General features: G+C 65.4%; 19 protein-coding genes and 1 pseudogene. 13 read left to right on the plus strand and 7 right to left on the minus strand.

The window, feature by feature from the left end; translation table 11 throughout:
- Positions 1-268 precede the first annotated feature (268 nt).
- From adk to G9C89_RS10430, 6 genes are all read left to right on the plus strand, one after another.
- Positions 269-916, plus strand: coding sequence for an adenylate kinase (gene adk / locus G9C89_RS10405; RefSeq protein ID WP_172147801.1), 648 nt, complete (start codon positions 269-271; stop codon positions 914-916).
- Between the two features lie 222 nt (positions 917-1,138).
- Entirely contained in the window at positions 1,139-1,924 is a 786-nt protein-coding gene (locus G9C89_RS10410; RefSeq protein WP_172147802.1) for a 5'-nucleotidase, lipoprotein e(P4) family, read from the plus strand.
- A 160-nt stretch (positions 1,925-2,084) separates the two neighbouring features.
- A complete protein-coding gene (gene tsaB, locus G9C89_RS10415; RefSeq protein WP_172147803.1) occupies positions 2,085-2,765 on the plus strand; it encodes a tRNA (adenosine(37)-N6)-threonylcarbamoyltransferase complex dimerization subunit type 1 TsaB in 681 nt (226 codons plus the stop codon).
- A gap of 176 nt (positions 2,766-2,941) precedes the next feature.
- Positions 2,942-3,283 carry a hypothetical protein gene (locus tag G9C89_RS10420; protein WP_172147804.1) on the plus strand — a complete coding sequence of 114 codons (342 nt, stop codon included), beginning with the start codon at positions 2,942-2,944 and terminating at the stop codon, positions 3,281-3,283.
- Positions 3,284-3,295: 12 nt separating this feature from the next.
- A complete protein-coding gene (locus G9C89_RS10425; protein WP_172147805.1) occupies positions 3,296-4,156 on the plus strand; it encodes a DUF72 domain-containing protein in 861 nt (286 codons plus the stop codon).
- A gap of 195 nt (positions 4,157-4,351) precedes the next feature.
- Entirely contained in the window at positions 4,352-5,389 is a 1,038-nt protein-coding gene (locus G9C89_RS10430) for a GlxA family transcriptional regulator (protein WP_172147806.1), read from the plus strand.
- 17 nt (positions 5,390-5,406) lie between these two features.
- Here G9C89_RS10430 and G9C89_RS10435 read toward each other — a convergent pair whose 3' ends face one another.
- Positions 5,407-5,790 carry a hypothetical protein gene (locus G9C89_RS10435; protein WP_172147807.1) on the minus strand — a complete coding sequence of 128 codons (384 nt, stop codon included), beginning with the start codon at positions 5,788-5,790 and terminating at the stop codon, positions 5,407-5,409.
- Between the two features lie 381 nt (positions 5,791-6,171).
- Between G9C89_RS10435 and G9C89_RS10440 the strand changes: the two genes are divergently transcribed.
- The 3 genes and pseudogenes from G9C89_RS10440 to G9C89_RS10450 all read left to right on the plus strand — a co-directional run bounded on the left by G9C89_RS10440 (position 6,172) and on the right by G9C89_RS10450 (position 8,808).
- The gene (locus G9C89_RS10440) at positions 6,172-7,002 is read left to right on the plus strand and encodes an isocitrate lyase/PEP mutase family protein (RefSeq protein ID WP_172147808.1); all 831 of its coding nucleotides are present in this window, start codon (positions 6,172-6,174) and stop codon (positions 7,000-7,002) included.
- Positions 7,003-7,211: 209 nt separating this feature from the next.
- Positions 7,212-7,886, plus strand: a complete 675-nt coding sequence (locus tag G9C89_RS10445; RefSeq protein WP_172147903.1) for an extensin-like domain-containing protein — start codon at positions 7,212-7,214, stop codon at positions 7,884-7,886.
- A gap of 146 nt (positions 7,887-8,032) precedes the next feature.
- A pseudogene (locus tag G9C89_RS10450) lies at positions 8,033-8,808 on the plus strand (class I SAM-dependent methyltransferase).
- A 117-nt stretch (positions 8,809-8,925) separates the two neighbouring features.
- Here G9C89_RS10450 and G9C89_RS10455 read toward each other — a convergent pair.
- Positions 8,926-9,582: a TetR/AcrR family transcriptional regulator gene (locus tag G9C89_RS10455; protein ID WP_172147810.1), complete on the minus strand. Its 657-nt coding sequence runs from the start codon at positions 9,580-9,582 to the stop codon at positions 8,926-8,928.
- Positions 9,583-9,673: 91 nt separating this feature from the next.
- Between G9C89_RS10455 and G9C89_RS10460 the strand changes: the two genes are divergently transcribed.
- From G9C89_RS10460 to gtfA, 3 genes are all read left to right on the plus strand, one after another.
- Positions 9,674-10,765 (plus strand): efflux RND transporter periplasmic adaptor subunit, encoded by a 1,092-nt coding sequence (locus G9C89_RS10460; RefSeq protein ID WP_172147811.1) that lies wholly within the window; start codon positions 9,674-9,676, stop codon positions 10,763-10,765.
- A 5-nt stretch (positions 10,766-10,770) separates the two neighbouring features.
- Positions 10,771-13,851 carry an efflux RND transporter permease subunit gene (locus G9C89_RS10465; RefSeq protein WP_172147812.1) on the plus strand — a complete coding sequence of 1,027 codons (3,081 nt, stop codon included), beginning with the start codon at positions 10,771-10,773 and terminating at the stop codon, positions 13,849-13,851.
- A gap of 385 nt (positions 13,852-14,236) precedes the next feature.
- Positions 14,237-15,679, plus strand: a complete 1,443-nt coding sequence (gtfA, locus tag G9C89_RS10470) for a sucrose phosphorylase (protein WP_172147813.1) — start codon at positions 14,237-14,239, stop codon at positions 15,677-15,679.
- Positions 15,680-16,025: 346 nt separating this feature from the next.
- On the opposite strand, the gene G9C89_RS10475 is transcribed toward gtfA, so the two are convergent.
- The 4 genes from G9C89_RS10475 to G9C89_RS10490 all read right to left on the minus strand — a co-directional run bounded on the left by G9C89_RS10475 (position 16,026) and on the right by G9C89_RS10490 (position 19,981).
- Positions 16,026-16,703: a DUF4197 domain-containing protein gene (locus tag G9C89_RS10475; RefSeq protein WP_172147814.1), complete on the minus strand. Its 678-nt coding sequence runs from the start codon at positions 16,701-16,703 to the stop codon at positions 16,026-16,028.
- A 193-nt stretch (positions 16,704-16,896) separates the two neighbouring features.
- Positions 16,897-17,847, minus strand: coding sequence for a DNA-binding transcriptional regulator DsdC (gene dsdC, locus G9C89_RS10480; RefSeq protein ID WP_172147815.1), 951 nt, complete (start codon positions 17,845-17,847; stop codon positions 16,897-16,899).
- A gap of 30 nt (positions 17,848-17,877) precedes the next feature.
- Positions 17,878-19,251: a D-serine ammonia-lyase gene (gene dsdA, locus G9C89_RS10485; RefSeq protein WP_172147816.1), complete on the minus strand. Its 1,374-nt coding sequence runs from the start codon at positions 19,249-19,251 to the stop codon at positions 17,878-17,880.
- 376 nt (positions 19,252-19,627) lie between these two features.
- Positions 19,628-19,981: a RidA family protein gene (locus tag G9C89_RS10490; RefSeq protein WP_172147817.1), complete on the minus strand. Its 354-nt coding sequence runs from the start codon at positions 19,979-19,981 to the stop codon at positions 19,628-19,630.
- A gap of 148 nt (positions 19,982-20,129) precedes the next feature.
- Between G9C89_RS10490 and G9C89_RS10495 the strand changes: the two genes are divergently transcribed.
- Positions 20,130-20,891 (plus strand): alpha/beta hydrolase, encoded by a 762-nt coding sequence (locus G9C89_RS10495; protein WP_172147818.1) that lies wholly within the window; start codon positions 20,130-20,132, stop codon positions 20,889-20,891.
- A gap of 192 nt (positions 20,892-21,083) precedes the next feature.
- Here G9C89_RS10495 and G9C89_RS10500 read toward each other — a convergent pair whose 3' ends face one another.
- Positions 21,084-23,447 (minus strand): DNA polymerase II, encoded by a 2,364-nt coding sequence (locus tag G9C89_RS10500; protein WP_172147819.1) that lies wholly within the window; start codon positions 23,445-23,447, stop codon positions 21,084-21,086.
- Positions 23,448-23,500: the final 53 nt, after the last annotated feature.

Below are 23,500 nucleotides of genomic sequence, written 5' to 3' on the forward strand. Positions count from 1 at the left end.
CGGGAGCAGCGCGGGCGTTACCCGGGTGCTCCGGAGGTGTTCCGGACGCACCCGATCGCTGTCTGATTGCGCCTGAAAGGCCCCTGTTTATCCTACTTTCGGTGGCTTGTGCGGTGGGGGTGCGCTGTGTATCGTGATCAACCTTTTAGTCCCTTGGACACTTGGACACAGGCCACTTGGCTACTTGCCAGCGTTGCCCGAACCATTCTGAGATTGGCCCCACGAGGCGAGTCCGACGCTTTTTTCTTTAATCTTGAGGAGCACATCGATGCGCGTGATTCTGCTAGGGGCGCCCGGTGCCGGCAAAGGTACCCAGGCCGGTTTCATCACCAAGAAGTTTGGTATTCCGCAAATCTCCACCGGCGACATGCTGCGTGCCGCGGTCAAGGCCGGCACCGAGCTGGGCCTGATGGCCAAAAGCATCATGGACAGTGGCGGTCTGGTTTCCGATGACCTGATCATCAATCTGGTCAAGGAACGCATCAGCCAGCCCGATTGCGCCAATGGCTTCCTCTTCGATGGCTTCCCGCGCACCATTCCCCAGGCCGAAGCGCTGAAGGATGCTGGTGTGAGCATCGACCACGTGGTGGAAATCGCCGTCGAAGACGAGGAAATCGTCAGCCGCATCGCCGGCCGTCGCGTGCACCCGGCTTCCGGCCGGGTCTACCACACCGAGCACAACCCGCCCAAAGTCGCCGGTAAAGACGACGAAACCGGCGAGGAGCTGATTCAGCGCGACGACGACAAGGAAGAAACCGTGCGTCACCGCCTGTCGGTCTACCACTCGCAGACCAAGCCGCTGGTGGATTTCTACCAGAAGCTTGCCGCTGCCAACGGCACGCCGAAATACAGCGCCATAGCCGGCGTTGGGAGCGTCGACGAGATCACCGCCAAGGTGCTCGCCGCGCTCAGCTAAGCAGCTGCCTGCAGTCAGCCAACGGCCCGCTTTTGCGGGCCGTTGGCGTTTCTGGGCCTTGTGTTTGTGTGGCTACGGATACGTTCGGGTCGCTCTCAAGCATGGAGAGGCGCGACAGGTTTTTTACTATCGGCGGGCGATAGTCATAGCTGTTTGGCCTGGCCGTAGCGCCCTGGCCTGTCGAGTCGCGCGTGCGTCACCACCAAGGAGAGAGGACATTCAATGACCGAGAAATCCACAAACGGCCTTGCCTGGCTGGGCCTTGCGGTATCGCTGCTGGCCATTCCCGCGGCCTTTGCCGATACCGCGGCGAAGCCCAAGGCGGACTGCACTGTCGCCGAGTTCACCATGGGCCTGCGTTTCCAGCAGCAATCGGCGGAAGTTCAGGCCCTGCAGCTGCAGGCCTACAACATCGCGACGCTGAAGCTGGATGCGGCAGTGGCCGCCGCGAAAGATCCGTCGAAGCTGGCCATCGTCACCGACCTGGATGAAACCGTCATCGACAACAGCGCCTTGTTGGCGCGCGACCTGGCCAACTGCCACACCTATGACGCCTGGGACACCTGGCTGCCCTGGGAGCGAGACGGCACCCCGGCGCTGATTCCCGGTGCCAAGCAGTTTCTCCAGCACGCCGACAGCCTGGGCGTGACCATTCGCTATATCTCGGACCGTGCCGACGAGCAGAAGCCACATACCCTGGCCACCCTGAACAAGCTCGGCCTGCCCCAGGTGTCGGCGGAAAGTGTTCTGCTGCTGGGCCCGCCCAAGGTCGAGCGTCGCGCCATCGTCAGCTCCGATCATCAGATCGTGCTGTTGCTGGGCGATACGCTGCACGACTTCGATGGGCGTTTCCGCAAGACGCCGCTGGCCGATCAGCGCGCCACCGTGGCCGCGGAAGCGGGCAAATGGGGTGCCGAATGGATCGTCTTCCCCAATGCGGGCTACGGCACCTGGTCCAAAGCGCCGTTGAGCGCCTGGGAAGCCGAGACAGTGATCGAGGCCTGGTAAGCCGCTGTTTGCTGGAATGCACTGGGTCCGTTCTGGCCCGGTGCATGCCAGTTGCCCGGCGGATTCGTGCGCGTGACGGGCGCGAACTATAGTGATTGCGCTGGAAAAAAAAGCCTCAAGCCGTTCTAATGCCGGTCCATTTCGTCACCGTCCGAATGCAATGACCACTCTCCTGGCCCTGGATACCGCCACCGAAGCCTGTTCCGTCGCCCTGCTGCATGACGGCCAGGTGATCAGCCACTACGAGGTGATCCCGCGCCTGCACGCCCAGCGCCTGTTGCCGATGATCAAGGATCTGCTGGCCCAGGCTGGTGTGCCGCTGTCGGCGCTGGATGCGATCGCCTTCGGTCGTGGCCCGGGCGCCTTTACCGGTGTGCGCATTGCCGTCGGCGTGGTGCAGGGCCTGGCGTTTGCCCTGGATCGTCCGGTACTGCCGGTGTCCAACCTTGCCGTACTGGCCCAGCGCGCGCAGCGCGAGTACGGCGCCGGTCAGGTGGCTGCGGCCATCGACGCCCGCATGGATGAAATCTACTGGGGCTGCTATCGCAGCGAAAATGGCGAAATGCGCCTTGCCGGGGCCGAAGTGGTGGCGCCGCCCGAACTGGTCGGTTTGCCGTGCGACGCGACGGGTGACTGGTTCGGCGCCGGCACTGGCTGGGGCACGTTCGCCGCGCGCATCCCGCTGACCCCTTACGGACAGGACGGCGCCATGCTGCCGCATGCCGAGGACCTGCTCAGCCTGGCGCGGTTTGCCTGGGCGCGGGGTGAGGCGCTAGTGGCCGACGAGGCCCTGCCGGTGTATCTGCGCGACAAGGTCGCCACGCCGAAAGCGCCGCAATAAGGTCGCCGTCCGCTGTCTGTAGGAGCCAGGGGGGCGCCTAGTCCTTGCTGGCGATCCGCTACTGCGCCCGGATGCTCTGCGTCGCCCCGTTCCATGATCGATTGCCAATCCGTCTGGGCGGGGCTAAATTGCATGCACCTCCACCCATTTGGCTGACCACTGCCGAGCAGCAATAGATGCGCATCGACGGCTCCATACCTTCCTACTCGCCAGATCGCGGGCCTCGTTCGGGCACGGCGGTTACGCCGTTTCGCGAAGCCCAGCGTGAGATAGAGCAGCGTCGTGAGCAGCCGGCAGCCCCGGCGAGCAGCCAGGGTTTCGAGCAGACTGCGCAAACCCGTCGGGTACAGGCTTCCAGCGCCAGCAGCGACAGCCTGCCGGTGCGGACGCAGAACCTTACCTACCCGCCAGGCGTCAGCAATCGTGCGGCCCAGGCGATTGCCAGTTACAGCACTACCGCCACCTACGCCAGCGAGCCTGGCGCCCAGGAAATACTGGGCCTTGATCTCTACGCCTGATAACGACCGCTGATGCGTCCCTACTTTCTTGGCTGCCCGTCCTGGAGCGAGCCGGCCTGGCGTGGTTCGCTGTATCCGGATAGCGCGCGTCCGGCGGAGTTTTTGCCGCGCTACGCCGAGGTCTTCAATGCGGTCGAGGGCAACACCACCTTCTATGCGCGACCCTCGGCCGCTACGGTTAACCGCTGGGCGACACTGATGCCCGCGCACTTGCGCTTCTGCGCCAAGCTGCCGCGCGATATCAGCCATGCCGGGGATTTGCGCGAGCAACTGGCCGCCAGTGACGACTTCCGCCGCCTGCTGGCACCCTTGGGCGCGCGGGTGGCGCCATTCTGGTTGCAGTTGCCCGCCAGCTTCGGCCCGTCGCGTCTCGCTGAATTGAGCGCCTTTATCGAGCACTGGGGCGGCAGCGGACTGGCCGTCGAGGTGCGTCATCCGGCTTTCTTCGCCAAGGGTGAGGAGGAGCGGGCGCTCAACCGCCTGCTGCTGGAGCGGGGCATCGAGCGGATCTGCCTGGATGCGCGGGCCTTGTTCAGTTGTGCGTCGCAGGCGCCGGCAGTTCTGCATGCCCAGGCGAAGAAGCCACGCCTGCCGATCCGCCCGACGGCGTTCAGCCAGGCGCCGCAGCTACGCTTCATCGGTCATCCCGAACTCGCCGCCAACGACCGCTTCATGGCGCCCTGGCTGGACAAGATTGCCGGCTGGATCGAGGACGGGCGCACACCCTACGTCTTCCTGCACACCGCCGACAACCGCCTGGCGCCGCAACTGGCCCGACGTTTCCACGCCCAGTTGATGGCGCGCCTGCCGGGGCTGGTGGACTTGCCTGAGCCAATCGTCGAGCCCGCGCGCGAGCAACTGGGGCTGCTCTGAGCGGGTGTGAAGAAACTCCCGTTACTGCGACCGCCGCCAGGCACCTTGCCGCGAACACCTGGAGACGGCTTCGCGACGGCGTTCGATATTGCACAACCTTGGCGCGGCGAGCGCGCGGTTCGGCGCCGGCTGATGCCGGGCCGGCCGCCTATGGTTTACTACTGCGTAGACGCTTCACTGCCTGAGAGTTACGACATGCGTTCCTCCTTCGAGAGCTTGCTGAAGAACAAGAATATGGCGCACCTCGCCAAGAGCCTGGACGGCGGCCCGGCGCTGCCGCCGCGCCGGGTCGCCTTCGTGCTGCTGGAAAACTTCTCGATGATGGCCTTCACCGGGGCGGTGGACGCCCTGGTCACCGCCAACCTGATGAGCCCGACGCCGCTCTATGAGGTGCTGGTGGCCGGTGGTGCAAGCGAGGTGGTGGTCAGCGATCTGGGCATCGCCATTTCGGCAGGCTGCCGCCTGGCAGAGTTGGAAGAAAAACAGCAGGACATCCTGGTCGTCTGCGGTGGTTTCCGGGTGCGCTTGCAGGCGGATCCACTGCTCAGGGCCAAGCTCAAAGCGGCCGACGCCGCCGGCGCCATGCTCGGCGGCTTGTGGAATGGCGCCTATTTTCTCGCCGAAGCGGGGCTGCTGGATGGCTACGATTGTGCCTTCCACCCGGATGGGCGGGCGATGATCGCCGAGCTGTTCCCCAAGGTGAAATTGTCGAGCCATGCCTATGTGCTGGATCGTCAGCGGATCAGCTGTGCCGGGGCCAACAGCTCGCTGGGCATGATGCTGGAAGTGGTGCGCCGCGGCAGTGGCATCAACCTGGTGAGCGCCATCGAGGAAGTGCTGAGCTGCGACAAAATGCAGGAAGTGCTGGATGTGTCGGTGGTGGCCGTCGATTACGACCCGACCCTGCCGCAGGCGTTGAAGTCGGCGCTGGAGCTGATGCACAACAATATCGACGAGCCGTTGACGGTCGATGAGCTCGCCAGCTGCGTGGGCATTTCCCGGCGCCAGCTCGAGCGCCTGTTCTGCCGTCACGTCAATGCGACGCCCTCGCGTTACAACCTGGAGTTGCGCTTGACCCGTGCCCGTCAGCTGCTGCAACAGACCAACAAGTCGCTGGCCGATATCGCCGTCGCCAGCGGCTTTGTCAGCATTTCGCACTTCCGCCGCTGTTTTCGCGAGTTTTTCGAGATTTCCCCGGGACGTTTTCGCACCACTTCACACCATCGACGTTGAGTGCAATTGCGCCGCGCTCACGTCAGGCTGAGCGGATAGGGCAGTGTGGGCGCTCCGCGGGCAAGCTGGCTGCCAGCGCTGAACGCATCGGCGAGCAGCATCAGGGTCAAGCGCTCGACTTTCGCAGGTTCGGCATTGAGTCTGGTGCTCAGCTCGAACTGGCGTTGGGCGATCAATTGCAGAGCACCGCAGTCTGCTTCGCCAAGCGCCGGCGCTGCGTGCGGAGCCGCCTCTGGGTCGCCTGCCGTGGCCTCGGCAACCGCCGGTTGCTGGCCCGCGGTCACCCGGCTCAAGAGGATCTGGAAATCCAGGTAGGCGCGAATGTCTGCCGGGCTGCTGCGGCTCGGGTTGCTGCCAAGGGCCTTCAGTGCGGTGCTGGAAGCGCAAACGCCATTAACCATGAGTCACTCGGTGCGGCCGCGACGGGCCAAGTCGGCAGAATGCCGCGTACCTGGTTATCGGCCGCCTGGCGGCCGGGTTGAGCATTGTTCCAGCGGATTTTTCGAAGCCTGACCCATGGCTTGCAACTGATCGAACAGGGTCGCAGCTGATTCGCTTGGCCTGCCTCCAGGCTGTTGCGGCGCAGTGAGTCTGGTCTAGCAGGCCGTTGAAAAATGTAGCGAGCGACGGCTAGGCAAGGCGAAATTTGCCGAAAAAGCGCAGTTTACGTGTTGTAAATGAGCATTTTGAGGCCGATTTCAACGCCGCATAGTCGAGCGCAGTAGTTTTTCAACGGCCTGCTAAGGTGCATGCAGGTTGAAATCGAAATAGGAGCGATCGATATGGCTACTCAGGTGGAGCGTGGCGAGGCATTTCGCGCCTTGCACCAGCGCGAAGGCTTGTTCGTGTTGCCCAATCCCTGGGATGCCGGCTCGGCGAAGATGCTCGCGGCCCTGGGCTTCGAGGCGCTGGCTACGACCAGTGCCGGATTGGCCTTTTCCCTGGGCCGCTGCGATGCAGAAGGCGCGGTCAGTCGCGCGGAGGCCCTGGCTAACGCCCGCGCTATCGTCGAGGCGACGCCGCTGCCGGTGGCCGCCGATCTGGAGAACGGCTATGGCGATGAACCGCAGCACTGTGCCGACACCATCGCCCTGGCGGCGCAGATCGGCCTGGTTGGCGGTTCCATCGAGGATGCCACGGGGGATGCGCAGTCGCCGATCTACCCCTTCGAACTGGCGGTCGAGCGGGTCCAGGCGGCGGTCGCGGCAGCCCACCGCCTGCCGTTCCCCTTCACCCTGGCGGCGCGGGCGGAAAATTACCTGCATGGCCGAGCCGATCTGGACGACACCATCCGCCGCCTGGTGGCTTACGCCGAGGCGGGCGCCGATGTGCTCTATGCGCCGGGCCTGACTAGCCGCGAGGAAATCCTGGCGCTGGTCACGGCCGTGGCGCCGCGCCCGGTCAACGTATTGGTGGGCTCGCCCAGCCTGCGCTTGTCGCTGGATGAGCTGGCCGAACTGGGAGTGAAGCGCGTCAGTCTCGGCTCCGCTTTGGCGCGAGTCGCCTATGGCGCCTTCTTCCAGGCCGCGCAGGAACTGGCCGCTCGCGGCAGCCTGGAGGCGACCGGCCAGGCCATGCCGTTCGAGCGCATCAACAATCTGTTCAAGGACTGAGAGCTTGTGAAAAAACTCTCGCCTACTGCGAGCGCCCCCAGGCGCCCGCTGCTTGCGTTGCGCTACGCAAAAAAACGGGGTCATTTAGCTCACTAAACTCCCCCATTTTTCGCGTAGCGCGCCTTGCCGCGAACGCCTGGAGACTCTCTCGCTACGGCGCTCGATATTTTCACAAGCTCTGAGCGGGGTAGGGTTTGCGTCGTGTTCTGATGGTGCTTGTGCTATTGGGGTTGTTTGGCGTGCCCCTGGCGGTCCAGCAACAGTGGCTCGATGTGCCGCCGCGCTGGAATCCCTGGGCGCCACTGGATATTGGGGCCACGCCGAACCTGCTGACCCCCTTCAAGCTCTGGCGCCTGGAGGATGATCCCGGGCTCTGCCGGCAGGCCCTGGCCACGTCGCCGCTGCGTTACACGGCATTGCCCGACAGCAGCCCGGCGGCGGATTGTCCGCTGCAGAATGCCCTGCGGGTGCAGGCCTCCGGGGTGCGTTTCAGCAGCAGCTTTATCGCCAGCTGCCCGCTGGCGGCGGCCTTTGCCCTGTTCGAGCGGCATGCCTTGCAGCCTGCCGCCCAGGAGGTGTTCGGCCAGCCGGTGGTGCAGGTCGAGCATGTCGGCAGCTTCGCCTGCCGCAGCATCGCGGGCAGCCAGCGGCGCAGCCAGCATGCCGCGGCCAATGCCCTGGATATCGCCGGCTTTCGCCTGCAAGACGGCCGGCGCATCAGCGTGCTGCGCGACTGGCCGGGAGAGGGCGAGGCCGCGCGCTTCTTGCGTCTGGTGCATGAAGGCGCTTGCGCCAGCTTCAATGTCACCCTCGGGCCGCAGTACAACGCTGCCCACCGCGATCACCTGCATGTCGATATGGGCCTGTTCCGCATGTGCCGCTAGCGGGCTGATACCAGGCTAGGGGCAAGCCGCGCAAACAGGGCGAACTCGGTGCGACTGGAAAGGGCTGGCTCTGGCAGAATGCCGCATCAACGATGATCGACCGCATACAGGTCGAATTGACTATTTTTTGAGCATATTCCCGATGAATGACGAACGGCCTGGCGCCACAATTCGCATGCAGGCCCTGGCCCCGCATCTGGCCGAGCACGCTGCTGCATGGGCCGAGCGCCTGGGGTTGGCGCAGGAGGGCGAGGCGCAATTTGCCCTGCAACTGGGCGAGCAGGGGCTGCAGCTGGTCGAGCTGGGGCCGCAGGCGCCGGGGCCGGTGCGGGTGGATTTCGTCGAGGGCGCGGTGGCGCATCGCCGGCTGTTCGGCGGCGGCACCGGGCAGATGATAGCCAAGGCCGTGGGCGTGCAGCCGGGCGTGCGTCCGCGGGTGCTGGATGCCACCGCCGGACTCGGTCGCGATGGCTTCGTCCTGGCCAGCCTGGGCTGCAGCGTGACGCTGATCGAGCGTCAACCGCTGATCGCCGCCCTGTTGGAGGATGGCCTGGCCCGCGCCGCCGGCGATCGGGATGTCGGCCCGATCGTGGCGCAGATGCGCCTGCTGACCGGCAACGCGATCGAGCTGATGAACGCATGGCAGGGCGATCCGCCGCAGGTGATCTACCTCGACCCGATGTTCCCCCATCGCGACAAGAGCGCGCTGGTGAAAAAGGAAATGCGCCTGTTCCGCCCCTTCGTCGGCGACGACCTGGATGCCCCGGCCCTGCTCCAGGCCGCTCTGGCCCTGGCCAGCCACCGGGTGGTGGTCAAGCGCCCGCGCAAGGCGCCGATCATCGACGGCGCCAAACCCGGTTACGCACTGGAAGGCAAATCCAGCCGCTACGACATCTATCCGTTGAAGAAGCTGCAGGCCTGAAATCGTCACGGTAACCCGGATAGCATCCGGGATTCGGGCGTTTCGTAGGAGCGGGCCATGCCCGCGATGCTTTGCGGCCCCCGATCGCGGGCATGGAACTGGGCGTCCCCCCCGCTCCTACATCCTGTTGTCGTCTTGCGTTGGCCGATAGGCACGCATGAACATCTCCACAGCGTCCTGCACATGCCGCTCGGCGGTTTCGCCTTGCTGCGGGCCAGCGCAGCCGATCAGCAGGCGGAAGTTGGCGCCCCCCTTGATCAGGCAGAAGAACTGATCGGCGGCGCTGTGCACATCGGCGATGCGCAACTGGCCCGCCTGGTCGGCCTTGCTCAGCAGGCCTTCCATCTCGCTGAGCAGGCGTTGCGGGCCGGCCTCGTAGAACATCTGCGACAGCTTCGGATCCTGGCTGGCCAGGGCCACCATCACCCGGTGCATTTCCACCGATTCGCGGCTGTTGATCAGGGTGTGGAAACCGCGACCGATGTTCAGCAGCACGGTCTCGATCGGTACGCCTGGCGCCAGCTCGAAGAACAGCTCGGGCAGCTGTTCCTCGCACTTGGCCTTCACCGCCGCGGAGAACAGGGTCTCCTTGTCGGTGAAGTGGCTGTACACCGTGAGCTTGGACACCCCGGCTTCGGCGGCGATGGCGTCCATGCTGCTGCCATCGTAACCATGGCGCAGGAACAGGGTTTTCGCCGCTTGCAGGATGGCCTGGCGCTTGACGAGATCTTTTGGGCGGCCGGGGCCGCTGGGCGGTAACAACTTGTTTGGCATTGGCTGCTTTTAATACTGGACTGGTGAGTTTGCTATTTTTACTATACCCCTCAGTACAAATATTCCAAACCTTCGCGAAAGGTCATCCATCATGTTGCGCCATGCCTTGTCCGTCAGTCTCATCGCTTTGCTCGCTGCCTGTGGTAATGGTGAGCCGGTCGAGCAGTCTATCCGCCCCGCCATGGTGGTGCAGCCGCAACCTGCGACCGAAATGATGGACGCCTATGCCGGCGAGGTGCGCGCGCGGCTGGAGCCCGAGCTGGCCTTCCGCATCGGCGGCAAGGTGGCCAAGCGCCTGGTCGAGGTGGGCGACCATGTGCGCAAGGATCAGCCGCTGGCCGAGCTGGATCCGCAGGATGTGCGCTTGCAGCTCGAGGCCATCCGCGCGCAAGTCGCCGCGGCCGAAGCCAATCTGCAACTGGTGCGCGCCGAGCGTGATCGCTACAAGACCCTGCTGGCGCGCCAATTGGTCAGCCGTTCGCAATACGACAATGCCGAAAATCTCTACCGCTCCGGCGAGGCGCGGCTCAAGCAGGTCCGGGCCGAGTTCGACGTGGCCAGCAATCAGGCCGGTTACGCAGTGCTGCGCGCCTCGCAGGACGGAGTGATCGCCCGGCGCATGGTCGAGGTCGGCCAGGTGGTGGCGGCGGGGCAGACGGTGTTCACCCTGGCCGCCGATGGCGAGCGGGAAGTCTCGATCAGCCTGCCCGAGCAAGCCTTCGAGCGCTTCAAGGTCGGCCAGCCAGTGGCGGTCGAACTCTGGTCGCAGCCGGATCGGCGCTTCCCCGGGCGGATTCGCGAGATATCCCCGGCGGCCGACTCGCAGTCGCGCACCTTTGCCGCCCGCGTGGCCTTCAGCGAAGGCAAGGTGGCGGCCGAGCTGGGCCAGAGCGCGCGGGTGTTCATCGCCCACAACGGCGAAGTGCCACTGTCGGTGCCACTGTCGGCGCTGACCGCGGAGAAAGGCCAGCCCTATGTCTGGGTGGTCGATCCCGAGGATTCCACGCTCAAGCGCACGCCCGTGCGCATCGGAGCCTATGCCGAGCACAGCGTGCCGGTGCTGGAGGGCCTGCAGGCGCAGGACTGGGTGGTCGCCGCCGGCGTGCAGGTGCTGCGCGAAGGCCAGCAGGTGCGCCCGGTCGACCGCGCTAACCGCACGGTCAAGCTGGCCGCGAAGGAGTAGCCCCGATGGATTTCAACCTGTCCGCCTGGGCGCTGCGCAATCGTCAGATCGTGCTCTACATCATGCTGTTGCTGGCCGTGGTCGGCGGTATTTCCTATACCAAGCTGGGCCAGAGCGAAGACCCGCCGTTCACCTTCAAGGCCATGGTGGTGCGCACCAACTGGCCGGGAGCCAGCGCCGAAGAAATTTCCCGGCAGATCACCGAACGCATCGAAAAGAAGCTGATGGAGACCGGCGAGTACGAGCGGATCGTGTCCTTCTCGCGCCCCGGCGAATCCCAGGTGACCTTCATGGCCCGCGACTCGATGCGCTCGGCCGATATCCTCGAGCTCTTCTATCAGGTGCGCAAGAAGGTCGGTGACATTCGCCACACCTTGCCGCCGGGCATTCAGGGGCCGTTCTTCAACGACGAGTTCGGCACCACCTTCGGCAATATCTATGCACTGACCGGCGAAGGCTTCGACTACGCGGTGCTCAAGGACTATGCCGACCGCGTGCAGCTGCAGCTGCAGCGGGTCAAGGACGTCGGCAAGGTTGAGCTGATCGGCCTGCAGGACGAGAAGATCTGGATCGAGTTGTCCAACACCAAGCTGGCCACCCTCGGCCTGCCGCTGGCCGTGGTGCAGCAGGCGCTGGAAGAGCAGAACGCGGTGGCGGCGGCGGGCTTCTTCGAGACCGTCTCGGATCGGGTGCAGCTGCGGGTGACCGGGCGCTTCGAGTCGGTCGAGGAAATCCGCAACTTCCCGATCCGGGTGGCCGAGCGGACCTTCCGCATCGGCGATGTGGCCGAGGTCAAGCGCGGCTTCAATGACCCACCGGCACCGCGCATGCGCTTCATGGGCGAAGATGCCATCGGCCTGGCCGTGTCGATGAAGGCCGGCGGCGACATCCTGGTGCTGGGCGAGGCCCTGGAAGTCGATTTCGCCCGCCTGCAGGAAACCCTGCCGGCCGGCATGCAGCTGCGCAAGGTGTCGGATCAACCGGCGGCGGTGAAGACCGGCGTCGGCGAATTCGTCCGCGTGCTCGCCGAGGCGGTGATCATCGTCCTGCTGGTGAGCTTCTTCTCCCTCGGCCTGCGCACCGGCCTGGTGGTGGCGCTGTCGATTCCGCTGGTGCTGGCGATGACCTTCGCCGCCATGTACTACCTGGGCATCGGCCTGCACAAGATCTCCCTCGGCGCGCTGGTGCTGGCGTTGGGCCTGATGGTCGACGACGCGATCATTGCCGTGGAGATGATGGCGATCAAGATGGAGCAGGGCTACGACCGTATCAAGGCCGCCAGTTTCGCCTGGACCAGCACCGCCTTTCCGATGCTCACCGGTACCCTGATCACCGCCGCCGGCTTCCTGCCGATCGCCACCGCGATGTCCGGCACCGGCGAGTACACCCGTTCGATCTTCCAGGTGGTGACCATCGCCCTGCTGGTGTCGTGGATCGCCGCGGTAGTCTTCGTGCCCTACCTGGGCGCCAAGCTGCTGCCGGACCTGGCCAAGCTGCACGCGGCCAAGCATGGCGGCAGCGCCGCGGGCCATGATCCCTACGCGACACCGTTCTATCAGCGCGTGCGGCGCACCGTGCAGTGGTGCGTACGTCGGCGCAAGACGGTGATCGTGCTGACCCTCGCGCTGTTCGTCGCCTCGATCATGCTGTTCCGCTTCGTGCCGCAGCAGTTCTTCCCGGCCTCCGGGCGCCTGGAGCTGATGGTCGACCTCAAGCTCGGCGAAGGCGCCTCCTTGAACGCCACCGCAGAGCAGGTCGAGCATCTCGAGCAACTGCTCGACGGCCACGCGGGCATCGACAACTACGTGGCCTATGTCGGCACCGGCTCGCCACGCTTCTACCTGCCGCTCGACCAGCAGCTGCCGGCCGCCAGCTTCGCCCAGTTCGTGGTGCTGGCGAAAAGCATCGAGGATCGCGAGCAGCTGCGCAGTTGGCTGATCGACACCCTGCGCGAGGAGTTCCCGACCCTGCGCACGCGTGTTGCGCGCCTGGAGAACGGCCCGCCGGTCGGCTATCCGGTGCAGTTCCGCGTCTCCGGCGAACATATCGACGAGGTTCGCGCGCTGGCCCGCGAAGTGGCGAACAAGGTGCGCGGCAACCCGCATGTGGCCAACGTCCACCTGGACTGGGAAGAACCGAGCAAGGTGGTGCGCCTGAACATCGACCAGGAGCGCGCCCGCGTCATGGGCGTGAGCACCGCCGACCTGTCGCGCTTCCTGCAGAGCTCGCTGACCGGTGCGCCGGTCAGCCAGTACCGCGAAGGCAACGAGCTGGTCGAAATCCTCCTGCGCGGTACGCCGAGCGAGCGCCAGCAACTCGGTCTGCTGCCGAGCCTGGCCATACCCACCGACAGCGGCACCAGTGTGCCGCTGGCACAGATCGCCATCCTCGAATACGGTTTCGAGGAAGGGGTGATCTGGCACCGCAACCGCCTGCCGACCGTCACCGTGCGTGCCGACATCTATGGCGGTGAGCAGCCGGCCAGCCTGGTCAAGCAGATCCTGCCGACTCTGGAGCCGATCCGCGCGGCGCTGCCCGACGGCTACCTGCTCGACGTCGGCGGCACCGTGGAGGATTCCGCGCGCGGGCAGGCATCGGTGAATGCCGGGGTGCCGCTGTTCATCGTGGTGGTGCTGACCCTGCTGATGCTGCAGCTGAAGAGCTTCTCGCGCTCGGCCATGGTGTTTCTCACCGCGCCGCTGGGGCTGATCGGCGTGACCCTGTTCCTGCTGATCTTCCGCCAGCCGTTCGGCTTCGTCGCCATGCTCGGCACCATCGCCCTGTCCGGCATGATCATGCGCAACTCGGTGATCCTGGTCGACCAGATCGAGCAGGACAGAAGCGCCGGCCTGGACAGCTGGAACGCCATCATCGAAGCCACGGTACGGCGCTTCCGGCCCATCGTGCTGACCGCCCTGGCGGCGGTGCTGGCGATGATCCCGCTGTCGCGCAGCGTGTTCTTCGGGCCGATGGCGGTGGCGATCATGGGCGGCCTGGTGGTCGCCACGGCGCTGACCCTGCTGTTCCTGCCGGCACTCTACGCCGCCTGGTTCCGGGTCAAGCAAGAGCCTGGTCCGGCGGTTTAGCCGCGTCCTGGCAGCGGCTTCGGTCGCGAATGCGTTGCCGTGTGGCAACGCATCGCGGCTGCAGCGCCGCCACTTATCCATCCACCTTACCCAGCGCTCGTAGCCCGGATGCAATCCGGGGCAGCGCTAGCGGCCCTGTGACCAGTCTTCGGGTACGGAGCCCTTTTGTTCGCCCCATTCGACGTCCTGCCGAACCGATGCCGGCGGGCGCTGTCCGCTCACGGCCTGGGCCCAAGCTGTTACCGTTGTGGCAGACAGTTGCCGGCAGGGCGTGGCTTTTTGTGCGTTGATCCGTCCGGGTTCTTGCGCGGCTTGTCCTGCACCGCTGGTTGCCAGGGTTGCACTGACAGGCAGCTGAAATTCCATGAATTCAGGGAGACTTCGCATGCCGCTGAAAAATACCGTCCACTTGATCGCCTACCCCAACCGTATCGGTGCGGGCCTGGCTGACCTGGCCGATTTCGTCGAACACAAGCTGGGGCGCGCGGTGGGTGGGGTGCATGTTCTGCCGCCTTTCCCGTCCAATGCCGACGGCGGTTTCTCGCCGCTGACGCACAAGCGCATCGACCCGACCTTCGGCTCCTGGGCAGACATCGAGCGCCTGACGGCGCACTACGATGTCTGCCTGGATCTGGTACTCAATCACCTGGCCGACGACTCGCCGGAGTTCCAGGACTACCTGCAAAAGGGCAAGGCCTCGGAGTGGGCCGAGCTGTTCGTCGACGTCGACAGCCTGGGCGAAATCGGCCCGGACGATCTGGCCAAGATCCACATCCGCAAGGAAAAGGAACCGTTCCGCGACATCACCTTTGCCGACGGCAGCAGCGGGCGGGTCTGGTGCACTTTCAGCGAGCGGCAGATCGACCTCAATTTCGACTCGCCGCTGACCTATCAGATGATGGCCGACACCATCGCCTATCTTGCCGCCCGCGGGGTCAAGCTGCTGCGCCTGGATGCCTTCGGCTACACCACCAAGAAGATCGGCACCAGCTGTTTTCTGGTCGAGCCGCAGGTGTGGCAGATCCTCGACTGGTTCAAGACCACGGCGGTGGCCAGCGGCATAGAGCTGCTGCCCGAGGTGCACGACCATCCGAGCTGGCAGTACGCCATCTCGGCGCGCGGCATGTGGTCCTATGCCTTCGCGCTGCCGCCCCTGCTGCTGTACACGCTGCTCGACGCCAACAGCCAGTACCTCAAGTCCTGGCTGCGCATGTGCCCGCACAACCAGATCACCGTGCTCGACACCCACGACGGCATCTGCATCCCCGATGTGGAGGAGATCCTCCCGCGTGAGCATATCGAAGCGCTGATCCACAATGTCTCGGAGCGCAGCGCCGACCCCATCCTGCGCCGCTCGGCCGCCAACGTGCACAGCGTCGGCGCCATCTACCAGCTCACCTGCACCTTCTTCGATGCCCTGCAGGGCAACGAGGACGCCTACATCGCTGCGCGGGCGATCCAGTTCTTCACCCCCGGCATTCCGCAGGTCTACTACGTCGGCCTGCTGGCCGGCCACAACGACACCGAGCTGATGCTGGAAACCGGAGAGGCGCGGGAAATCAACCGCCACCATTACTCACTGGACGAGGCCGAGCAGGCCTTGCAGGCCCCGGTGGTGCAGCGCCTGCTGAGCCTGATGGAACTGCGCTCGATCCACCCGGCCTTCGCCGGCGAGTTCGAGCTGCACCAGTCGAACATGTCGAGCGTGTCGATGGGCTGGCGCGCCGGCGAGCATGCTTGCCACCTGTTCGTCGACCTGAACTTCCGCACCGCCACCGTGACCTGCACCGACCCGGACAGCGGCGAGGAGACGACCTTCAGGTGCTGAGCCGGGTATTGCTGCGTTTATGATTGGCGCTCGTGTACGGCATGGCTACGGAGTGCGCGCCCCAGGGGCCGGCCTAAAAGGGCTGGCCCTGGCCCGTTAAGCCTCTCGCCGCATCCATGCCGGCTCGTGCTCCCTTACCCAACGATTCCACTACTCGCTGCGTTTCGGCCTCCTGATGGGGCATTTCACGTCGCCTGTGAAAAAAGCAAAGCAAACTGTAGGAGCGGGCCATGGCCGCGATGCTTTGGCTTCTCGCCTTCACCCATCGCTTCCAATAAATGTTTTGTCTTTCCACAAAAAAAGCCAGACCCCAAGGTCTGGCTTTTTCACATCAACTCAACCCTTCCTACAACGCCCCGAACACCTTCTTCGCCAGACTGGTCGCCGCCCCGGCCGGGTTCTGGCGAATGCTGGCTTCCTGCTTGGCGATCATCGCGAACAGCCCGTCCAGCGCCTGTTCGGTGACGTAGTTCTCGATATTCGCGCTCTTCGCGTCGACCATGCCGAAGCCCGCGGCCTGGCCGGCGAAGCTGTTGTACTGCTGGGCCAGGCCGACCTGGTCGGTGGCCTGTTTGACGATCGGCAGGAAGCGCGCGCGGATCTGTTCGCGGCTGCTCTTGTTCAGGTATTGGGTGGCCGAATCCTGCGGGCCGGCGAGGATGCTCTTGGCGTCCTGCACGGTCATCTTCTTCACCGCATCCACCAGCAGCACCTGGGCCTGGGGTACGGCGGCTTCGGCGGCCTGGTTCATGCTCGTCTCCAGCTGGGTCACCTGGGCACCCATGCCCATCATCTTCATGGCTCTCGCCGTCTTGCCGAGGTTGCCCGGCAGTTCGATGCGCACATCCGGGTTGTTGCTGAAGCCGCCGGGCGCGCCCAGTTGCTTGACCGCCACCTGGGCGCCCTGGATCAAGGCGTCCTTGAGCCCGCCGCTGGCATCCTGCTGGGACAGGTCGGCGAGCGACAGGGCGAAAGCGCTGGCAGACAGGGCCAGGCCGGCAACGAGGGCAGTGATGCGAAACATGGGGCGATCCTTCTTGCGCTGAGGTATGTCGCGAGGGTAGCGGAGCGGGGCGGTGGTGCAAACCCTGAGAGCCGTGAAAAAACGCTCGCCTACCGCGACCGCCCCCAGGCGTCCGCTGCTGACGTTGCGCTACGAACACGTGGAGACGCGCTCGCTACGGCGCTCGATTTTTTCACAGGCTCTGGAGCGGTCCTTATGCCTGCCCGGCGTCGGCGGTGACGCATTCGCGCAGCCAGTCGATGAAGACCTGCAGCCGGCTCGGCATGGGCTCAAGGGCGGGGTGCACCAGCCGGTATTGGCAGCGACTGGTCAGCGCGAAGCCGCCGAATGGCAGGATGAGTTCGCCTCGCTCAAGCCGCTGTTGCACCAGTCGAGAGCGGCCGATGGCGATCCCCGCGTGATTGATGGCCGCCAGCACGCAGAGGTCGGAACGGTCGAAGGTGAGGCTGCGCGGGGGCAGCTTGGCCTCAAGCCCCGAGTGACTGGCCCACAGTCGCCATTCGGCGTCATAGGCGGCGTTGTCCCAGGCCAGGGAGTCATGCAGCAGGGTGCACTGCGCCAGGTTGTCCGGGTTATCCAGCAAGCCATGGCGCTGGGCATACTGCGGGCTGCACACCGGGGCGATCTGTTCGTCCATCAGTTGGCTGGCGACCAGCCCGGGGAACTCATCGCGGGTGAAATACAGTGCCAAATCGATGTTCTGGGTGCGGAAATCGACCGTGTCGTTGCCCACCCGGATATCCAGGGCAACCGCGGGGTAGCGGGCGGTAAAGTCGGCCAGCCTCGGCACTAGCCAGCATTCGGCGAGCGAGGGACGGACATAGATCGCCAGCGGTCCGGAGATCTCGGCGCCTGGAGCCTGCTGCAAGGCTTCGAGCAACTCGCCCAGCGCACCCTGCAGGATGTTGAAGATGCGTTCGCCATCCGCGGTCAGGCGGATCTGGCGGGTCAGGCGCTGAAACAATTTCAGCCCCAGCCCGCGCTCCAGACGCGCGATACGATGGCTGACGGCGCTCGGCGTCAGGCAGAGCTCGTCTGCCGCGCGGGCAAAGCTCAGATGGCGCGCCGCAGCATGGAAGGTATGCAGGTTGGCGAACTGGCTACTGTTGAGCCCGGAGCCAAGCCGAGGGGGCAGATTCAGCATGGCGTCATTCTAGCAGTGAGCGGTGGCGGATCAGCAGCCACCGCTATCAGCCTGTTCGGCCTGCAACAGTTGCCGGCCCTTGGCGAGATAAGCGGCCATTTCCGCCGCGGGCACCATGCTGCCGCCGGTGGCCCAGACCAGGTGGGTGGCCTGGGCCATCCGGGTCGGGGTCAGGTTCATGCGCGCACGATAACCTTGCTGCTCGGTCAGCACCCGGGCCATGCCCGGTACGCCGGCCAGTGCCGAGGGTTCGAGGCGCAGGCCTTCGCTGCTGTCCAGCAGTGCCAGCAGGCGATACAGCTCTTCATCGCTGACCGTGTAGTAGCCGTCGATCGAACGCTGCATGGCGCGGCCGACAAAGCCGGACGGCCGCCCGACCGCCAGACCATCGGCGGCGGTGAGGTTGTCGATGCCGAAGTCCTGCACCGAGACCTGGTCATGTCGTCCGGTATAGACCCCGATCAGCATGCAGGGCGAATGGGTGGGCTCGGCAAACAGGCAATGCACCGCATCGCCAAACGCCAGCTTGAGGCCGAAGGCCACCCCGCCCGGGCCGCCGCCGACGCCGCAGGGCAGGTAGACGAACAGCGGGTGCTCGGCATCGACGCGGATCGCGGCGGCCGCGAACTGTTGTTGCAAGCGTTGCGCGGCGACGGCATAGCCGAGGAACAGGCTGGTCGAGTTCTCATCATCGACGAAGTGGCAGTAAGGGTCGGCGCCGGCCTGCTTGCGCCCCTCGGCCACCGCGACGCTGTAGTCGCAGGCGTACTCGACCACGCTGACGCCGTGGGCGCGCAGCTTGTCCTTCTTCCACTGGCGGGCATCGGCGGACATGTGCACCGTGGCCTGAAAGCCCAGGCGCGCGCTGACGATGCCAATCGACAGGCCGAGATTGCCGGTCGAGCCGACGGCGATCTTGTAGCGACCGAAGAAGGCCCGGGCCGCGTCACTGTCGAGCACGCCGTAGTCGTCGGTTGGCTGCAGCAAGCCTGCGGCCAGCGCCAGCTCCTCGGCATGCTTGAGCACTTCATAGATGCCGCCACGCGCCTTGATCGAACCGGAGATGGGCAGGTGACTGTCCTGCTTGAGCCACAGCGCCCCACTGTCGCTCAGCCCATAGCGTTCGGCTAACAGCGTCTGCAGGTGCGGCGCCGCGCGGATGCCCGACTCGATGATCCCGGCACTGGCCGCGGTCTCCGGGAAGGCCCGGGCGATATAGGGCGCGAAGCGAGCCAGGCGCGCACTGGCCTCGGTTACATCGGCCCGGGTCAACCCGACATCGGCCAAGGCCTCGGCCGCGCCGGCGACCCCGGGGTTGAACCAGCTGGTTTCCCGCAGCGCAATCAACTCATTGAGCAGCGGATACTCGTTGCACCAGGCGGTGAGGGGTTTGCCAAGCAGCATGGGTAGGTTCCTCGGGTCGGATGTTCGGCTGCGCGCGGAGAGATGAACCGGCCGCGTTGCGCTGCCATTAGACGGCGCCGCGGTGTGGCTGACAAAGGATGCTTGTGCAGCGGATAGATGACGCAGGATCGTCTATGCCCAGCGCTAACATGCTGTTTTGGGAAAGCCATGCACGCTGGATGCTGGGCGCTCGAATCCAGGCTCGGCAAGCGCGCAACGGTTCGCCTGCCATCAACGGCCGACGGCAGCCGGGTAGGGTGGATGACGCCTTTTTCATCCACCCTACGATGCTGCGCTCCGAATCCGCCCTACGAACCGCGCAGGATGATGGATGCTCGAATCCACGTTCAGCAACCGCGCAACGGTTCGTCTGCAATCAACGGCTGACGGCTGCAATCACGGAGATTTCGACCAGCAGTTCGGGGCTGGCCAGCGCTGCTTCTACACAGGCGCGGGCCGGGGCATAGCCTGGCGGCACCCAGTTGTCCCACACGCTGTTCATCTCGGCGAACAGGCCCATGTCCTTCAGGTAGAGGGTGGCGGACAGAATCTGTTGGCGATTGCTGCCGACCGACGCCAGTAGCGTGTCGACCTTGGCCAGCATGGTGCGCGTTTGTTCCTCAATTCCGGCGCTGCGGTCTTCTGCCACCTGCCCGCATAGATAGGCGGTCTGGTTATGCACCACGACTCGGCTCATCCGTGCGCTGGTTTCGTATCGGCTAATGCTCATAAATGGCTCCTGGCTCAGTTCGCTATTGGAGTGACCGGCTACTGTAGCGAGCTTCGCGGGGCAGGGCATATAAACCTATGCTGAAACGTTGAACGCGATCCGTCGCAGTCATTCAGCCCGGCCTCATAGCCGAAGAGAAGCTACCCCTATGTCGCGAATGCTCTCGCTCCTGGCAGTGCTTGCCGCCGTGTACCTGGCGATCTGTGCGGCTGTGTGGGTGTTTCAGCGCAGCCTCATCTACTTCCCGCAACCGCTTGCCATCAGCCAGCCCGACACCCTGCTCAGGCTGCCGGTGGACGCTGGCGAGGTGCTGGTGTCGGTCAGGCCGCACGCCGGCCCGAATGCCTTGATCTACTTCGGCGGCAATGCCGAGGACGTTTCGCTGAACCTGCCCGAGTTCGCCCAGGCCTTTCCCGAGCATGCGCTCTACTTGATGCACTACCGCGGCTATGGCGGCAGTGCCGGGTCGCCCTCCGAGGAGGCGATCCAGCACGATGCCCTGGCCCTGTTCGACCGGGTGCACGCCGCGCACCCGCAGACGGTGGTGATGGGCCGCAGCCTGGGCGCAGGGGTCGCCGTGCGTCTGGCCAGCCAACGCCCGGCCTCGCGCCTGGTGTTGATCACGCCGTTCGACAGCCTGCTGGCGTTCGCCACGCGCCAGTTTCCCTACCTGCCGATCAAGTGGCTGCTCAAGGACAAGTTCGAATCCTCGACCTACGCCGCGCGCATCCGGGTGCCGACCCTGCTGGTCGCGGCCGAGCACGACGAAATCATCCCGCGTGCCAGTACCGAGGCGCTTTACCGGCATTTCGCGCCCGGCGTGGCCACGCTCGAGGTGATTCCGGGCAAGGGCCACAACACGATTTCCGAGAGCCCCGCGTACCTGCCATTGCTCCGCGCCGCGCTGTGACCATGCTGTGTAGCCCGGCTGGAATCCGGGGCAAGTATTGGCCTGAACAACCGCTCCCGGATTGCGTCCGGGCTAAGCGCTGCCTCGCCTACGTTTTTAAACGGCCTGCTATTGATGGATGAATAAAGCCTCATCCAGCGTCTCGCAGAACTTGCGGGTTACGCCGGCGAAGCTGGCGCAGCTGCGCCGGCCTCAGAACAGGCCGAGCTGGCCGCCGACCAGTTGGGCGAAGTCGTCACCGACGAACGGCAGGATGGCGTCGGCCACCGGCTGCAGCTGGCGGGTCAGGTAATGCTCGTAGTCGATGGCCGCCCGCCGGGTTTCCAGCGGTTCGGGGCCGGCGAGGGTGATCACGTAGCTGATCCAGCCGCCGTTCTGGTACTGGCGCGGGCGGCCGTGCTGGTCGTTGTATGCGTCGGCCATGCGCGCCGCGCGCACATGCGGCGGCACATTGCGCTGGTAGTCGTCCAGGCGGCGGCGCAGGCGCTTGCGGTAGATCAGCAGCTCATCCAGCTGGCCGGCCAGGGTGCGGCGCACGTAGTCGCGGATATAGTCCTGGTGGGGTTGCCGGTTGAAGATCAGCAGGTACAGCTCGCGCTGGAACTGCCGGGCCAGCGGCGACCAGTCGCTGCGCACGGTTTCCAGGCCCTTGAAGACCATCTCGCGGCTGCCGTCCGCCGCCACGACCAGGCCGGCGTAGCGCTTCTTGCTGCCCTCTTCGGCGCCGCGGATGGTCGGCATCAGGAAGCGGCTGTAATGGGTCTCGAACTGCAGCTCCAGCGCGCTTTCCAGGTCGAATTCCCGGCGCAGGTGCTCGCGCCACCACTGGTTGACGCGCTGCACCAGGGCGCGGCCGATCTGCGCCGCTTCGTCCTCGCCATGCGCGCGCCTGAGCCAGACGAAGGTGGAGTCGGTGTCGCCGTAGATCACCGCATGGCCTTCGGCCTCGATCAGTTCGCGGGTCCGGCGCATGATCTCGTGGCCGCGCAGGGTAATGGAGGAGGCCAGGCGCGGGTCGAAGAAGCGGCAGCCGCTGGAGCCGAGCACGCCATAGAAGGCGTTCATGATGATCTTCAGCGCCTGGGACAGCGGCGCGTTGCCCTCGCGCTTGGCTGCCTCGCGGCCCTGCCAGACGTTCTCGACGATGGCCGGCAGGCAATGCCGGGTGCGTGAGAAGCGCGCGCCGCGAAAGCCTGGTACCGATTCGCTGTCCTCGGGGTGGCGCATGCCCTCGATCAGCCCCAGCGGATCGATCAGGAAGGTGCGGATGATCGACGGGTACAGGCTCTTGTAGTCGAGCACCAGCACCGACTCGTACAGGCCGGGCTGCGAGTCCATGACGAAACCGCCGGGGCTGGCCTCCGGCGGCCGCTCGCCGAGGTTCGGCGCGACGAAGCCCTGGCGGTGCATCAGTGGCATGTACAGGTGGGTAAAGGCCGCCACCGAGCCGCCGCTGCGGTCGGCGGGCAGGCCGGTGACGGTGGCGCGCTCGAGCAGGAAGGTGAGGATCTCGGTCTTGGCGAAGATCCGCGTGACCAGCTCGCAGTCCTTGAGGTTGTAGCGTGCCAGGGCGGGCTTGTCCTCGGCGAACATGCGGTCGATCTCGTCCATGCGCTGGTAGGGCGTGGCGATGTCCTTGCCTTCGCCGAGCAGGGTCTGCGCGACGTTCTCCAGGCTGAACGAGGTGAAGCTCCAGGTCGCCGAGCGCAGCGCCTCGATGCCGTCGATGAGCAGGCGTCCGGCGGCCTCGGCGAAAAAGTGATTGTTGCGGCTGCCATGCTCGCGCCAGCCCAGCGCATCGCCGCCGCGGCCGAGCTGCAACGGCACCTGCAGGCGCTGAGCATGCTCGTGCAACACGCGCAGATCGAACTGCACCAGGTTCCAGCCGATGATCGCATCGGGGTCATGGGTGGCGAGCCACTGGTTGAGCCGTTCCAGCAGCTGCTTGCGGCTGTCGCAGTACTCGAGGGCAAAGTCGCACGCCACGTCCGCGCCGTTCGCCGGCCCGAGCATATACACCTGGCGCTGGCCACAGCCTTCCAGGGCGATGGAATACAGCTCGCCCTGGGCGTTGGTTTCGATGTCCAGGGACACCAGCCGCAAGCGCGGGCGATAGGCCGGCGCGGGCTTCAGCTGCGCCTCGAGCAGCATGCCGCTGGCGTCCGGCGTGCCGCCGAAGCACACCGGCGCGGTGATGAAACGCTCCATCAGGTAGCGTTCCGGCGGGCGGATATCGGCCTCGAACACCTCGACCCCGGCCTTGCGCAGCAGCTTGTCGATAGTCATCAACTGGCGATGCTGGCGGCAATACAGGCCGAGCACCGGCCGATGGTGGAAATCGCACAGGCCCAGCGGGCGCAACTCGACGTCACGCTCGCCGCGCAGCAGCGCCTCGGCCAGCGCGCGCTGCTCCGCAGGAATAAAGGCCACCGAAGGCTGGCAGGGCAGGCGCAGATGCCGCGGCCCCGCGTCGGTCGCCAGCCAGAACTCGACCTGGGTGCCGGCGGGGGTATCGCGCCAATGTCGGGTCAGGACGAAGCCCTGCTGTAAATCCACCGCTGCAACCTCAAGGCCTTGTTTCAACCTGCGATTCTACGTGGCATGCGGCG

Source organism: Pseudomonas tumuqii (assembly GCF_013184545.1).
GTDB lineage: Bacteria > Pseudomonadota > Gammaproteobacteria > Pseudomonadales > Pseudomonadaceae > Aquipseudomonas > Aquipseudomonas tumuqii.